The 14985-nt window shown below is 41.4% G+C and carries 14 protein-coding genes; 4 read left to right on the top strand and 10 right to left on the bottom strand.

All coding sequences use genetic code 11. The annotated features are described in order from the left end of the window. Positions 1 to 85 precede the first annotated feature (85 nt). Positions 86 to 895, bottom strand: coding sequence for an NAD kinase (locus ON01_RS05185; RefSeq protein ID WP_010529948.1), 810 nt, complete (start codon positions 893 to 895; stop codon positions 86 to 88). 14 nt (positions 896 to 909) lie between these two features. Beyond that, the gene (yjbM, locus tag ON01_RS05180) at positions 910 to 1515 is read right to left on the bottom strand and encodes a GTP diphosphokinase (protein WP_010529947.1); all 606 of its coding nucleotides are present in this window, start codon (positions 1513 to 1515) and stop codon (positions 910 to 912) included. 141 nt (positions 1516 to 1656) lie between these two features. Here yjbM and ON01_RS05175 point away from each other — a divergent pair, with 141 nt between their 5' ends. From ON01_RS05175 to ON01_RS05160, 4 genes are all read left to right on the top strand, one after another. Further along, on the top strand, positions 1657 to 2253 hold the full coding sequence (locus ON01_RS05175; protein WP_010529946.1) for a CYTH domain-containing protein: 597 nt from the start codon (positions 1657 to 1659) through the stop codon (positions 2251 to 2253). 58 nt (positions 2254 to 2311) lie between these two features. Further along, entirely contained in the window at positions 2312 to 2695 is a 384-nt protein-coding gene (locus ON01_RS05170; protein ID WP_010529945.1) for a globin domain-containing protein, read from the top strand. 96 nt (positions 2696 to 2791) lie between these two features. After that, positions 2792 to 3688, top strand: coding sequence for a ClpXP adapter SpxH family protein (locus ON01_RS05165; protein WP_010529944.1), 897 nt, complete (start codon positions 2792 to 2794; stop codon positions 3686 to 3688). 365 nt (positions 3689 to 4053) lie between these two features. Continuing rightward, positions 4054 to 4236 carry a hypothetical protein gene (locus ON01_RS05160; protein WP_010529943.1) on the top strand — a complete coding sequence of 61 codons (183 nt, stop codon included), beginning with the start codon at positions 4054 to 4056 and terminating at the stop codon, positions 4234 to 4236. An 87-nt stretch (positions 4237 to 4323) separates the two neighbouring features. Here ON01_RS05160 and pepF read toward each other — a convergent pair whose 3' ends face one another. The 8 genes from pepF to ON01_RS05120 all read right to left on the bottom strand — a co-directional run bounded on the left by pepF (position 4324) and on the right by ON01_RS05120 (position 14785). Continuing rightward, positions 4324 to 6135: an oligoendopeptidase F gene (gene pepF, locus ON01_RS05155; protein WP_010529942.1), complete on the bottom strand. Its 1812-nt coding sequence runs from the start codon at positions 6133 to 6135 to the stop codon at positions 4324 to 4326. 84 nt (positions 6136 to 6219) lie between these two features. Beyond that, positions 6220 to 7410 carry a competence protein CoiA gene (locus ON01_RS05150; protein WP_010529941.1) on the bottom strand — a complete coding sequence of 397 codons (1191 nt, stop codon included), beginning with the start codon at positions 7408 to 7410 and terminating at the stop codon, positions 6220 to 6222. Between the two features lie 103 nt (positions 7411 to 7513). Further along, entirely contained in the window at positions 7514 to 8209 is a 696-nt protein-coding gene (gene mecA, locus ON01_RS05145; protein WP_010529940.1) for an adaptor protein MecA, read from the bottom strand. A 369-nt stretch (positions 8210 to 8578) separates the two neighbouring features. Next, entirely contained in the window at positions 8579 to 8974 is a 396-nt protein-coding gene (gene spxA / locus ON01_RS05140) for a transcriptional regulator SpxA (RefSeq protein WP_010529939.1), read from the bottom strand. 276 nt (positions 8975 to 9250) lie between these two features. Beyond that, positions 9251 to 9838, bottom strand: a complete 588-nt coding sequence (locus ON01_RS05135; protein WP_010529938.1) for a GNAT family N-acetyltransferase — start codon at positions 9836 to 9838, stop codon at positions 9251 to 9253. Positions 9839 to 10075: 237 nt separating this feature from the next. Beyond that, positions 10076 to 11299: a putative glycoside hydrolase gene (locus ON01_RS05130; RefSeq protein ID WP_010529937.1), complete on the bottom strand. Its 1224-nt coding sequence runs from the start codon at positions 11297 to 11299 to the stop codon at positions 10076 to 10078. Positions 11300 to 11426: 127 nt separating this feature from the next. After that, entirely contained in the window at positions 11427 to 13016 is a 1590-nt protein-coding gene (locus tag ON01_RS05125) for an FMN-binding glutamate synthase family protein (protein WP_010529936.1), read from the bottom strand. A 56-nt stretch (positions 13017 to 13072) separates the two neighbouring features. Beyond that, entirely contained in the window at positions 13073 to 14785 is a 1713-nt protein-coding gene (locus ON01_RS05120; RefSeq protein ID WP_010529935.1) for a pyruvate oxidase, read from the bottom strand. Between the last annotated feature and the right edge of the window lie 200 nt (positions 14786 to 14985).

Here is a 14985-nt window from a genome sequence, read left to right as displayed (position 1 = left end):
ACAGCACCGTCCTCAGATGGAATGGTTGAGTTCTTGACGGCTTCACTTACGTTTCCACCGGTTTTAATACAAAACTGAATCCAAATTAAACATCATCATCGTCAGCAACAAAGGAATCACGCACACGATCCCAGAATGGGAATGGTCTGAATCGTGCGAACCGGACACGCTCTTTGGCCACCCGGCACTGAATGGATTTTACATCGGCGTAATTCTTTGTAAAATGGTCAACCGCTATTAAAAACGTTTTTTTCCTGCCTATCGGTTTCAACATGCATGTATGGTGTTTGGGTAAAATCAGCGGTGACCCGATTGTCCGGAAAACCCGGTTGTTAATTGAAGCTATCTCTGTCAGCTGAATCGCTTCAAGCGACGGGTGGATGATTCCGCCTCCGAGCGCTTTATTATAGGCCGTACTGCCGGATGGCGTAGAAATGCACAGCCCGTCCCCCCGGAATGTTTCGAAATGCGATCCTTTTATTTCGACATCAAACACAACGGAGCCCTCGGCTGTTTTAATCGTCGCTTCATTCAATGCAAGAAATCTATTCTCCTCCCCGCCGTCAAGATCACGTACGATAACCTCAAGAAGCGGGTATTCGACAACCTGGAATGGCGTTTTGGCAATTTCAATAATCAGTTTTTCCACTTCTTCTGGTGTCCAGTCTGCATAAAAACCCAAATGTCCTGTATGTATTCCGATAAACGATGTTGAATCAAGGCTGTGAATATATTGATGAAAAGCCTCCAGAAACGTTCCGTCCCCACCGACGGAGATAACCAGATCAGGACTTGCTTCATCGTATTCCAGGTTAAAATCAGATAAATATTGCTTCATTGTTGCCTGTATTTTATTGGATCGGTCATCACCTTTAGACACAATCGCGAACTTCACTTCTCACGCCCTCCTTATTTTCGGTGGAAAATTCGTTTTGCTTCCTGTACTTCATTTTTAATGATGGACATTTCCTCGTCAAGTTTAAAAGCTGCTTCGGCTGCACGTTGCAGCCTGGATTGAATATCTTCTGGGATCTTACCCTTATATTTATAGTTCAGCGAATGCTCGTTGGTCGCCCAGAAATTCATCGCCAGTGTTCGGATCTGAATTTCTGCCAAAACCATTTTCACCCCATGGATTGTCTCGACGGGGTACTCAATAATAATGTGGTAAGACCGGTAGCCGCTTTCCTTCTTATGTGACACATAATCTTTTTCCTCAATGATGAGCAAATCCTCCCGCGAGCGGATCATTTTAACGATAGCATATATATCATCAACAAATGGGCAAACCACCCGGACCCCTGCTATGTCCTGGAGTTCTTCAATTCTGTCGAGGGGAATTTGTCTGGTTTCAGCTTTTTCCAAAATACTTGGCACCGGTTTAACACGCCCGGTAATAAATTCAATCGGTGAATGCTTGGATTCATATTCATATTGTTTTCGTATCCCTTTTAATTTTACTTTCAATTCCTCTACTGCCTGGGCATAAGGGGCAAGCAATGCTTCCCAGTTCATTTGTTTCACCACCTGTCGAGTCATCTCTTTCCTCCAATTATCATAACATATTCAACGGGAATTCTTTGCATAATTGTGTATCATTCGCCATAATGAAGGGAAACTTCATTCAGTGAAAGCGACGGAAATGGAGGGTTCCAATTGACCCAGGAAATTGAAATGGAATATAAAAATTTACTAACAGAAGCAGAATTTACACGACTGCAGCAAGGGCTCCCCTTCCCTGAAGATGCACAATTGCAGGTCAACCATTACTTTGAAACAAATAATTTTGCATTAAAGGAGCTTGGCTGCGCACTCAGGATCCGAGAGAAGAATGGTGTCTTCACATCAACACTGAAAGAACCGCACCCCCAGGGTCTTCTGGAGACACATGATGGACTCTCAGATCATGAAGCAGAGCAATGGTTGAACGAAAATATATCACCGAAAAATAACATAGCAAAACGAATGATCGCTCATAATATAGACGCTGACGAGCTGATTTATTATGGAAGTCTGACAACCAGACGTCGCGAGCTGGATTATAGCGATGTACTGCTGGTTCTCGATTACAGCACTTACCACGGTTATAATGATTATGAGCTTGAAATAGAAGCAGAATCCGAACCGGCCGGGCTTAAGGCTATGCATGACATTATGAAAGATTTCAGCATAAATAAGCGGCATACCCCTAATAAAATCCAGCGTTTTTTCAATTCAGTCCCTGCTAATAACCGGCACCACAAATCAGATTAGTTGCTCTTATTTTTCGACGTTGCTAAAATATATACAAATATATGAGGAGCAAAGACTGATGAAACAAATCGGAACCATATATGAAGAAATTGGCGGATTCCATACAATAGACATCCTAGTGACGGCATTTTATAGACGTGTAGGCAAGCATCCAAAACTAACCCCCATCTTCCCAGAGGATCTGACTGAAACAGCAAGGAAACAGCGGTTGTTTTTGACACAATTCTTCGGTGGCCCAAGGTGGTATACTGAAGACCGAGGTCATCCAATGATGCGCCGGCGTCACTTGCCGTTTGAAATTACATCGGAACGCCGGGATGCATGGCTGGAATGTATGGATGCAGCTCTTAACGAAGCAGAAATTGAAGAACCGTATCGTACAGCTATATTTGAGAAACTGACCATGACCGCACACCATATGATGAATACACCTGACAAATGAATACACAGAGTTTCAATCAGCCGGCAGGAATTAGCGGCACCCCGCTGCTAATCTTCTCTGTTGACTTTCTGACATCCTTTAGAAAGGAGAATCGATGTGAGTTGGAATCAGGCAGGATTATCAAGCTCAAATAATACAAACACATCGTCAAAATATAGCTATGTCGATTTTGTTCAAAAACCGGTTGAAATATACGTTTTTATCGATCCATTATGTCCCGAATGCTGGTCACTCGAGCCATATTTAAAAAAGCTGTCCATTGAGTATGGGCGTTTTTTTACCTTACAGCCGATTCTCAGCGGACAATTGAACGAATTAAATAAAGATATTTTCGACAAACCTAAACGCTTAAAACAAATCTGGGAAAAAACCGCTTGCCGTACCGGTATGTCCTGTGACGGTGACTTATGGACAGAAAATGATATCACATCGCCGTGGATTGCTTCGCTCGCTGTAAAAGCGGCTGAGCTGCAGGGCAAAAAAGCAGGAAAGACGTTTTTAAGAAGAATTCAGGAGAGTGCGTTCCTCGGTAAAGAAAACATATCCGACGTATCCATTTTGCTGAAATGCGCCGAAGAGGCCAATTTGGATATTGAGGAATTTACGAATGACTTGTATTCACAATCCGCCAAAAAAGCTTTCCAATCTGACCTGAAACTAACACGGGAGATGGAAGTGGACTATATTCCAACGATTGTGTTTTTCAACCAAAAAACGGATGAGCAAGGTATTAAAATTTCCGGTCTATATCCATATGATATTTATGTAGAAATATTAAAACAGATACTGCAGAAAGACCCTGTTCCATCGAGCAAACCGCCACTTGAACACTTTGTCCAATATTATCAGGTGGTCGGCAGCAAAGAAGTATCCGTTGTATATGACTGGCCAGCATCGAAGACCGATAAGGAAATGAAAAAAATGCAACTGCGTCAGTCAGTCAAAAAAATCCCGGTGAAATACGGTGCATTCTGGGAATATATGGATGAATGAAACCCAAGGTTATACAGGATAACTTTGGGTTTTTGTTTGTCAGATGCCGGTTACATGCGGGGTAAATAAAAACAGGATGTACGGGGCAGCGTACATCCTGTTATTCTCCGTCTCTGTATAAACAAAGGGGGATGGGAGAAAGTTTCATGATCAAAAACAAAGGGGTTTTGTTTGTGACTCATATCACACTTTAATACTATCAATAGACAGTTCATTTATCAATTAGCGTGTTCAGCATTTCATAAAAATGTCACAGTTCTATTTCACAGGTTTGTCACATATCCTCTAACAGCGGTATGATTTGACCAAAGGATACAGCACACATTATCAGCCGCAGGTAATCCAATGATTGAGGAGCGGATACGATGAAGGAACTTCTCCCGTTTATTTTTCTCATGATAACGGTTATTGCTGTGTTTTTGAATTTACTCGGACTGATGCAGCTAATTCCACTGTATATTACCCTGCCTATGCTTTTTATTTCAATTTATTTAACCATTTTCACATTCACACACAGGAATGTTTATCGCGGCCGGATGCGCGGATAGTTGATGTTTTTTAAGTAATCCTACAGATAGAAATAAATAAAGACTGTCACCGACTTACAGGATGGTGACAGCCTTTTTATGCCATAATTATTTCAACAGCAATTCTTCCATTTCATTCAATTTTTCCTCAAACACATCGAGTGCTGACAATATCGGATCTTTTGAAGTCATATCCACACCAGCTTTTTTGAGCACGTCGATCGGGTAATCACTGCTGCCTGCTTTTAGGAAATCAAGATAGCGGCCGACAGCCTCCTCTTCTCCATTCAGAATATTATTGGCAAGTGTTGTAGCGGCAGAAAAGCCTGTTGCGTACTGGTACACATAATAATTCATGTAGAAATGCGGGATACGTGCCCATTCTTTCCCGATTTCCTCGTCTGAAATAACATCTTCGCCATAATATTTTTTGTTAAGATCGTAATAAATCTCCGTTAATGTTTCAGCCGTCATGGCTTCACCATTCTGCATGCGTTTATGGATTTCGTGTTCAAATTCAGCAAACATGGTCTGACGGAAAACAGTGCCCCGGAAGCCTTCAAGGTAGTGGTTCAGCAAAAAGAGTTTCTGTTTCTCGTCATCAACATTCTTCAGCAGGTAATCATTTAACAAGGCTTCATTGGTCGTCGAAGCCACTTCGGCCACAAAAATCGAATAGTTGCCATAGCGGAATGGCTGGGATTTGTGTGTATAATAGCTGTGCAGGGAGTGTCCCAACTCGTGCGCTAATGTGAACAAGTCATCCAATTTATCCTGCCAGTTCAGCAAGATATACGGATGGGTACCGTACGCACCGGACGAATAGGCACCACTCCGTTTTCCTTTATTTTCATCAACATCGATCCAGCGACTTTCGAAACCTTTTTTCAGCACACTGACATAATCGTCTCCGAGTGGTTCCAGACCCTTCAACACATATTGCTGGGCCTCTTCATAAGGGATATCCATATCAGCATCCTTAACGAGCGGTGTATAGATATCATACATGTGCAGCTCATCTAGACCGAGCACTTTTTTACGCAAACGCATATACCGGTGCAGGAGCGGCAGTTTATCATTTACGGCCTCGACCAGATTATCGTACACCTGCTCCGGGATGTTGTTGCTGTCCAGTGCTGCCTGGCGGGCGGAATCATAGTTCCGTACTTTGGCATTGAAATTGTCCGTTTTCACAGTGCCGGTCAAGGTTGATGCAAACGTATTAATAAATTCGCCATACGTATCATACATCGCTTTAAAAGCTGACCTGCGTACGTCACGGTCTTTTGATTTCAAGAAACCGATGTACCGGCCATGTGTCAGATCCACATCTTCTCCATCTTCATTTTTAATTGACGGGAACTTCAAATCAGCATTGTTTAACATGCTGAACGTATTTGATGCGCTTGACATCGGCTCAGAGGCTTCCGCCAGCAAGGCTTCTTCCCTTTCATTCAGCACATGCGGACGCTGCCGATTAATTTCGTCAAGGACATGTTCATACAATTTTAGATCCTCATGTTTATCCAAAAAGCCGCGCAATTTCTCCTCGTCCATTTCTAAAATCTCCGGTACAATATAGCTCATTGAGCTCGAAGCTATGGTTAAGACGTTTTCCGCTTTGGAATCCATCGCCTGATACTTTGAATTGGTCGTATCCTGATCATAGCGCATATGGGCGTATGTAAACAATTTGCCAAGCCGTTCTGACAGTTTGTCCTGAAGCTGTAGCACCTCATACAGGTTCTGAGCCGAATCGGCTATTTTCCCTTGGTATTTCTCAATTGACGGCAGATCATTTTTCAAAGATTCCAGTTCTTTCTCCCAGTCATCGTCGGTTGCAAAAATATCTTCCAGTTTCCATTTGCGCTCTTCCGGTATCTCACTTCGTTTCGGCAGTTCCTTTGTGGCATTTGTCATGTCCAAGTCCTCCTTATAAATCCAGATACACATTATATTCTATTCATTTGTTAAAAACTCCTGCCTATTATTTAGTATAACGAATCATTCAGGAATCATGCCCGTGTTTTGCTTTATCCATTGATCCATCAATAGCTCATCCCCTTTAAGGGCAGATTCGATATGCTCATAAAAAATAAACGGATTCTGCTTAGTAAAATGATAGGGATCAATCTCTTTAATGACCATCAACTGTTCCAGCAGTTGGAGATACTGATAAACAGGGTTTGCTTCTGTTTGAATAAGGGGGAATGCCGTTAAATTGCGGATATGCTGACGCAGGAGATGCATACATCGCTGAAGACTGAACGTTTCACCTGTTGCCATAGGGTGGATGATTCCAAGACACAGCCGGCTCTGCCAGTCCCATGGCTGCGTCTTCATTCTGAACTGTGCAGAAACGGGAAGATAGACAATCGATGGAAGTGCTTCACGGTGAGTAGAGTTGACATACAGCCATTGATCCCATAGCAGTTCCCGACCAAACCTTTGTCTTGAAGGGCGTATACGAAACAGCCGTTTTTCCTTTTTCCAATTCTGCCATAGATCTCGCGGGGTCAAAGTCGAAGTATTGAACAAATCAGTGAACACCATATCATTTAGCTTGTGAATGGTCACGTTACCTATCGCCCGTTGCATTGCTGGAAAATATAGATCCTGAAGTAAAATAAACCGAAGTGTGTTGGGACAGAAAAAATATAATGTAAGCGGAAAATCTGCGGAAAATTGGTGGATGAAAAGAAGCTGAAACTGATCAATTCTGATTTCGTTCCGTTTGCGTCGATTGAACTGGTTGGCACCCAGAATCCAGATAGGGACAATCCCCTCGCGATGATAGCCCTCATTTCGTTTGATGATATCAGCGGGCGGGATTCTGGCACATTGATATTCGATCGCAATCGTCTTACTCCTCAGCCTGATCAGAAGATCGGGGCGCTGGCTGATTGTGGGCAAATAGACCTCCAGCCGGACATCAAGCCGCTGGTTTTTGAGCCATTGGTAAAGCAGCAGTTTACCTTTTTCATGATACGGTCCCTCACCGCCTTCACGGACTGGACAGCTACTTTTCGACGTGTGAGCAAAATGTGGCGTCATTTTGGAACCCGCCTTCGCGATGACTGGCTCCTGACATGCCGGACAATAAAATTGCGTATGTTTCTTCAATAATGTGATTTCCGTTTGCGTAAAGGTTGCAAGTGTAATGATGTCTCCATATTCAGTTTTCGCTTGCAGCATATAGTTGCCACCTCCACTACACCATATTCGACAAAGAATAGCAAAATCCTGCAAAAAAGGGGAAATATTATTTAAATACTTCTCCAAAAAAAAGACACTCTTTTTATTCAGAGCGTCCAATCACAGCAGGAAAGTGAGAGCGAATTTGGCCAAATGTGTCATTTTCAAAAATCTGTTTACCATATTCCTCTAGGAAATGAATGGTTACATCCGTGTCATTTGCAAACTCAAATATTTGACTGAGCAGATCTTCCTGCCTGTCATCATCTTCTTGTGGAAATTCAACATACAAGTAATAATCATCTTTATAATGGTAAAGCATGTTGTCTAATTCAGCATCATTGCCTATGAAATAGTGACTCAATTGAATAATATCCTCAAAGTCATTGAAACGGACAATCAATGAAAGACTGCCATCTTCATCTTCTTTGACAGAGCCCTTGCTTGTATCTTCTTTTCCAAATTTATCATCAAGAACATCTTCAATCTTATCGTCCACTGAGATGTCAACGGTTTTTCCATTCTCATCCGGAAGTTCAATATTCTCACCGTCTTTGGAAATCTGCGCTTTGGTTACAACGATTTCCAAACCTTTATCCATTGCCTGGACTTGAATCCATAATGGACCATCTACATTAAAATCTTCTTTATAGTTGAGTTCTTCCATCATTTGCCAAAATAATTGTTCTCCCCGCTCACGGTTATACCAGATCTCTTCACGCTGGAAACCGCGATCTTCAATATCTACATACGTTATATAAAACTTTACCGTATTCTCGTTAATACGTTCTATTTCCATTCTTTTTCTCTCCCTTCGTTACAAGAATCATGACTTTCAGGGTCAAATCCAAATGGTGGAAGAGTCAATTTCATATTTATTACTATTCATATTCCCATTTTGAACACTTTTATAACCAAATCATTAATCCTTAATTACATTGTATGATACTGGCATCGTGATTGAAAATTTATATGCCTATATACAGATGTTAATTTTTTTACATTCTAACTGATATTACTTCTGTTGTCACTAGCTGTTTTGAAAATTATTGTTTCATTTTCATATTGCAGCAAAACTGCTTGATACAGTCAGACACTTTGGTTAAACAAAAAACGCAGACCTGATAATAAAGGATCTGCGTTTTTAATTTTATATGCGTTCTAAAAATTAATTAACCATCCGTTGAGCTTCGCGTAGTTGGAAGGTGCGTACCGTCCTTGGCAGGAATCTGCGGATTTCATCTTCGTTATATCCTACCTGCAGCCGTTTTTCATCGAGAATAATCGGCCGGCGCAACAACCCGGGGTTTTGCTGAATCAGTTTGAATAAGTCTTTCATCGGTAATTGATCGATATCGACATCCAGCTTTTGAAAAACCTTCGATCGGGTTGATATAATCTCATCAGTACCATCTTCGGTCATGCGCAATATTTCCTTAATCTCATCAAGTGTCAATGGTTCAGAAAATATGTTGCGCTCATTAAATGGTATATCCTGTTCTTCCAGCCATGCCTTAGCTTTTCTGCAGGAAGTACAGCTTGGTGAGGTATAAAGTGTTACCATGTAACTTCACTCCTCAATTTAGAATGTATAAACATTTTATGAACTCCAAATAACTTATTATTAAATTAAAATAAGTTTAAATAACTTATATGTATAATTATACTATAGTTGTCAATCAAAAGGTAGAGGATTTTCTAAAAAAGTTGATAAAAATTATGTTTGTTCACAAAATGTTCCTATCTGAATGTAATTTACCCTAAATCATTTTTAATTAAACCTGCTAATTGAAAAAACATAGCCTCCCGTTTCCTGAAAACCACCGGGAGGCTATGACGATTATGCTTTCTCAGTCAGGTTTTCAAATATATCATCTGAATCACGTTCTTCATCATAACTTAAAACTTCATCAACTGGCTGGTAAGATTTCCCGTAAATTTCTTCATCTTTATACGTATGGATTACTTCGTACATTTGCTTCATTTTTTGATATATTTCTTCTTCAGCTTCGTCATTTGGTGACCAATATAATATTTCCATCGGCGTTTCCTCATTCGTGGCTAAGGAACGCCGGTTATAATCAATGTACTGAGCATGGCTGAATCCTTCACGCTTATAAAAGTGAAGCCGCTTGGCGGAATCCGTATCATCATAATCAACAGGTTCCACTTCCAAGATAATCGGTTTATTCCGCATTTTTAATTTCTCAATCAATTTATGACCAATTCCCTGACCTCTTGCTTCTGAGGAAACCCAGATATAATCGATAAACAGAAATGAGTCGAACTCAGCATACATTAAGACGTGGTATTGCCCCTCATCCTTATGATATACATCCCCTTTTTCATTCATCAGCATTTCCATATGCTTCTTGGATTTCATTTCCTCAACGGGGAAGTATTTGTTCAACTTTTCATACCAGTTCATAGATCTACTCCTTCATTTAGTAGTCTTTTCCATTATAACGGTATACATTTCTTTTGTTAAATCAGTTTAGGCGCCGTCTTTCCTTATTTTCTCCTGTTTAGCTTATTGTGAACTTATTATGATAAAAAAAGCCGGGTTTTATTCGTAAAAGCCCGGTTTTTCAAGTATAGAAATAACAATTTATACAAAAAATCAGGATCGGATTGTCTTTCATAAACGCCAGGTTTCCGGTGTCAGTCAATTCGTTGGTGTGTAATCAACATTTTCTGTGTAAGTATTACCCGCATTCCAAATCAGGAATTCGTTTATGCCGTTTTCATTTAGTGCCTTAACCTGTGCTTCAACTTCTGCCTTACCATACTCGGTTGGCGCCCCGCCATAGAGCCATGGCGCTTCGAAATCCTGGATCCATGGACGTGATACAGGCCGATTGTCCAACTGAGAAAGGATGTCGTTTTCCACTTTTGCATACTCGGCTACTGTTTTGTACGGTTTTTTGTCCGGAAAATCAATACCAAAGTAGGACGTCCAATGGCTTGGATAAATCATCGAGGAAATGACGTCAACATTGCTCGCGATTTTAGGGAAATTCTGTCCAATACCGGGAGCCTCCTCGATTGTAGCCGTGTACCCGAATATATCAACAGATACATCCACATCATAGTAATCCAATTCATTGCTGGCGTATTCAACAAAATCGGTTACTGCTTTAACACGGCGCTTCACATTGCTCATATCTTCATTCTTATAGTCACCCTGGCTGTAGCTTAATTCATCATCCCTATTCTCAAAACCTTCCGGGAAACGGACATAATCAAACTGGATTTCCTGGAAGCCAAGCTCAGCTGCTTTCTTTGCTATCTCCAGATTATACTTCCAAACCTCTTTTTGAAACGGGTTTACAAATGCCTCGCCTTTATTATTCGTCCAAACCTCGCCGTTTTTCTTAAAGGATAAATCAGGGCGCTTTTCAGCGAGTACCGAATCTTTAAAGACCACTATTCTGGCAATCGGGTATATCCCTTTTTCTTCCAAATACTTCAGCATTTTCCTTGGCTCATCAATATAATTTACAGCAGCATCCGAATATGGTGAGTCTTCCGGAATACTGATTGTCAGGTTTCCATGGTCTTCCTTTATATCAATAACCATGGCATTTAAATCAGATGAACCTACCAGATCTACAAGCTTATTGAATTTGCTTCCGCCGGCTGATGGCCCAGTCACATAGATCCCCCTGACTGCATCGGGATATTCAAAGTCTAATCCGGAATCATATGTACAACGTTGCATCTTTTGATCATCATTGTCAATGGCGGAGACGTTCGTATGTTTTTTCAAGTGCTGGCTTGCTTTAAACCCCTCCTCACCATTCATCTGTTGTACATTAATCGGCGCAATCAGAACGATAACAAGGAGAATAATCGCTGCAACAGTGATTATGAAGTACTTACTTTTCACTATTTATCAATCTCCCATTCCCACTTATTTCTGTCACTTATATTATAAAGGAAATCGACAAATTTTAGAATATCAATTATAAATTTTGACAAAAAATTCGATTGAACGTGTTTAAGATGTATTATTTCTAGGATTTATTATATTCAGGAAGCGGCTGTTTATTCGGGTTTGTAAATTCTTTGAACGATGATCGATATACGATATGATCACGCGTGAATTTTGTCGGACTGTCCAAGCCTGCCACAGCAGCCAAATTAAACAAATCATTTCTTAGAGTGATGAGGTAATTGGCCACCCTATATTTCTTTTCCTCGATATCCAATGCCTTCTGCAGATTTTCGTCAGTTGTTGTGACGCCGACAGGACAAGTATTTGTATGGCATACTTGGGCCATGATGCACCCCGTACTAATCATAAACCCCCTGGCAATATTGATCAGATCCGCTCCAAGACAAAGCGCCATCGCGATTTTATCCGGGGTCAGCAGTTTACCGGAAGCTATAATTTTTGTTTGATCTCTAAGCCCGTATGTTTTCAAAGTTTCATCCACAAGGGGAATTGATGAAAATGAAGGAAGGCCCACTGAATAAGCCAGCGCATAATACGAAGCGCCTGTGCCTCCTTCACCGCCGTCTACCGTAATGAAATCCGGCACGATATTGTTTTCGGCCATGGCTTTAACAAAAGATTCTACCTGCTTTTTGTTCCCGGCAACAATCTTTACACCGATTGGTTTTCCGCTGACATCCCTTAATTGGTCCAGAAATGCAAGTAGCTTTTCCGGAGTCGAAATACCAGGGAATCGATTTGGACTGTTGATATCCTTGCCAGCGTCCACTTTGCGGATCTGCGCTATCTCTTCGGTAACTTTATCACCGCTTACGTGGCCTCCACGTGTTTTAGCACCTTGTGCAAGTTTTAATTCAAATGCCTTTATCTGTTCTGTTTCGGCTTGTTTTTTAAACTCCTTCCAAGAAAAATTTCCATCTTCGTCACGGACACCAAAAAGACCTGGACTTATTTGCATTATAATATCGGTGTTTCCTTTCAGATGATAAGGAGAAACACTTCCCTCGCCGGTATTCATCCATGTTCCTCCAGCAATACCAAGCCCCTTTGAAAGTGCTGTTATCGCGTGATCGCCTAAAGAACCATAGCTCATGGCTGACTGACCTATTAAACCTTTTAAACGAAATGGCTGACGAACTGTATTCTCCCCCAAAACCACTGTATCATCATCACGTAAATAAGATGGATCAATTTCTGCCGCTTTCCTGCTTTCTTTGCGGCTGAATAAATTTTCTTCATTGATTTCATAAATTCGTGTATTGACCTTTGGCGACTGTCCTATTTTCAATTCATCTACTGTAGCAGGAAACATGTCGTTAACTAAATAGTGGCCATCTTGCTCAAAATGTCGTTCAGCACCGTACCCCATCATACTGCTGTTATACTTTCCCGCCTTTACGACAAATTCAAATTCTTTCCGATTAAAAGGTTTTCCTTCCTGATCGTTTAAAAACAAATATTGTCTTAGTTCCGGGCCCATCTTCTCCAGGATATAACGTATTTTGCCCAGGATCGGGTAATTTTGCAAGACTGAGTGCTCTCTTTGTTTCACATCATGAAAATAAAGACGAAGCAACAGTATTGCTGGTACCAGTATGACAATAGCTAAAAATATGACAAATCCGATAACAATCCATTTTTCGGTCATTTGGAGATCACCTCTTCCACAAATCGGCTAAACGTATGTTCAAATCAAGACCCGGCTTAGAATAGTCGCTTTAATACTGTCTTTAACGGAGGCATATCAAATTCCCCATCTTTCTCAATCAGCTTTTTCCACAAATGTTTCGAATATTGAACAGCCTGATTCCATTCAATCTTCCCTGGGAGTGGCGCACTGTCTTCTATTTCTGCGTCAACAATTACTGGCACATTGCTTTCTTTAGCTGACTGTAAAGCTGATGATAATTCTTTTTCATTTTTTACCTTAAATCCTTTACCTCCGGAGATATTAGCAAAGTTTGCATAGTTAAAGGGCTGCAAGTCTGTCTCATATGGAATATTGCCCATCTCTTCCTGTTCGTATTTGATCATCCCGATTTTTTCGTTATTTAAAACGATAACAGTGATTGGCAGCTGATATTTAACAGCCGTCATAAAATCGTGCATCACCATCGAAAAACCGCCGTCTCCGCAAATGGCAACCACTTGCTCGTCCGGCGCTGTTAATTTTGCGGCAATGGCACCAGGTAAGCCGCACCCCATGGTCGCAAGCCAGCTCGATATTACAAACTGCTGGTTCGTAAGCCGCAGAAACCTTGTCGTCCATGTTGTGATATTCCCGACATCGACTGATAATATAGCATCATCATCGATAAAATCATGCAATCCGTTGATAACGTGGGCTCCCAGCAATTGTTCATTGTCGGCATTCACCAGGCGATCGATGTGTTTCCACCAGTTTTTCATATTTTCCTGACATGCTTCTAAAAACTGGCGGTTCTCCTGATCTTCCAGTTGCTCACTAAGATGTGGCAACGTTTCTTTGACCGTCCCCGCCAACCCGACATTGACCGGGTACCATTTCCCAAGTTTATCAGGGTTGATGTCGATCTGAATGGACGAAGCATGATTAGGCAAAAATTCACGATATGGAAATGATGTTCCGGCTAAAATCAATAAATCTGTTTCAGCCATTGCTTCATACGCTGGCTTTGTTCCAATTTGTCCCAGATTTCCAAGATTCAACCGGTGTTCATCAGGCAGCACCCCTTTTCCTCTTAAGGACACGACAACAGGTGCCGCAATTTTGTCGGCGAATGCCACTAACTCGTCACGGGCGTCCAATGCTCCTTTGCCTGCGAGAATGACGGGTTTCTTAGCTTGTTGAATGTTTGATATTGCATTATCGATGTTCTTTTTACCCGGCGTCATATTAACATCAGGAACAATGGTTGACCTCAATGGTTCCTGTTTAATTGTTTCAAGAAACACGTCATCCGGTACTGATAATACAGCTACACCTTTCTGGTTATAAGCTTCTCTGAATGCTTGCTTCAGTAAAGGCTGTAATTGATTTCCGGAGGTGACCCGCCGGTTAAATATGGCGACATCATCAAACAACCTCTCAAGTGTTACTTCCTGGAAATTATCCGTCCCCAACAGATCATGAGAGATTTGTCCGGTAATGACAACCATCGGGGCACTGTCTTTTTTGGCATCATACATCCCGTTTAATAAATGGATCGCACCAGGGCCGCCAATTGATAAGCAAACGCCCACATCACCTGTGATCTTCGCTTCTGCCGATGCAGAAAGAGCAGCAACTTCTTCATGTCTTACTTGGATGAATTGAATGGCTTCTCCCGCCTTTCGGATCGACTCCACCAAATTATTGACGGAGTCTCCCGGATAACCGTATATATGATTGATGTTCCAGTCTTTAAGTATTTCTATAACTCCCTCTGATGCTTGCATAATAGTCTCCTCCTGAATAATACCGTTAAAATATATCGTAGTGATTCTATTCCCGTGGGGATTTTTGTAAAACATAAACAAAGGTGTTAGCGCCCGTTTAGGGACATACGGACTGCGCCTGAGCACTGCAGATGGATCGGCGTTGCCTCGTATAGTGCTGGTTTTAGACGATCTACCACACTAAAAGTAAAAATTATATC

The sequence above is a fragment of the Lentibacillus jeotgali genome (genome assembly GCF_000224785.1).
Lineage (GTDB): Bacteria > Bacillota > Bacilli > Bacillales > Amphibacillaceae > Lentibacillus > Lentibacillus jeotgali.
This window is presented reverse-complemented; position numbering and strand designations above follow the sequence as displayed.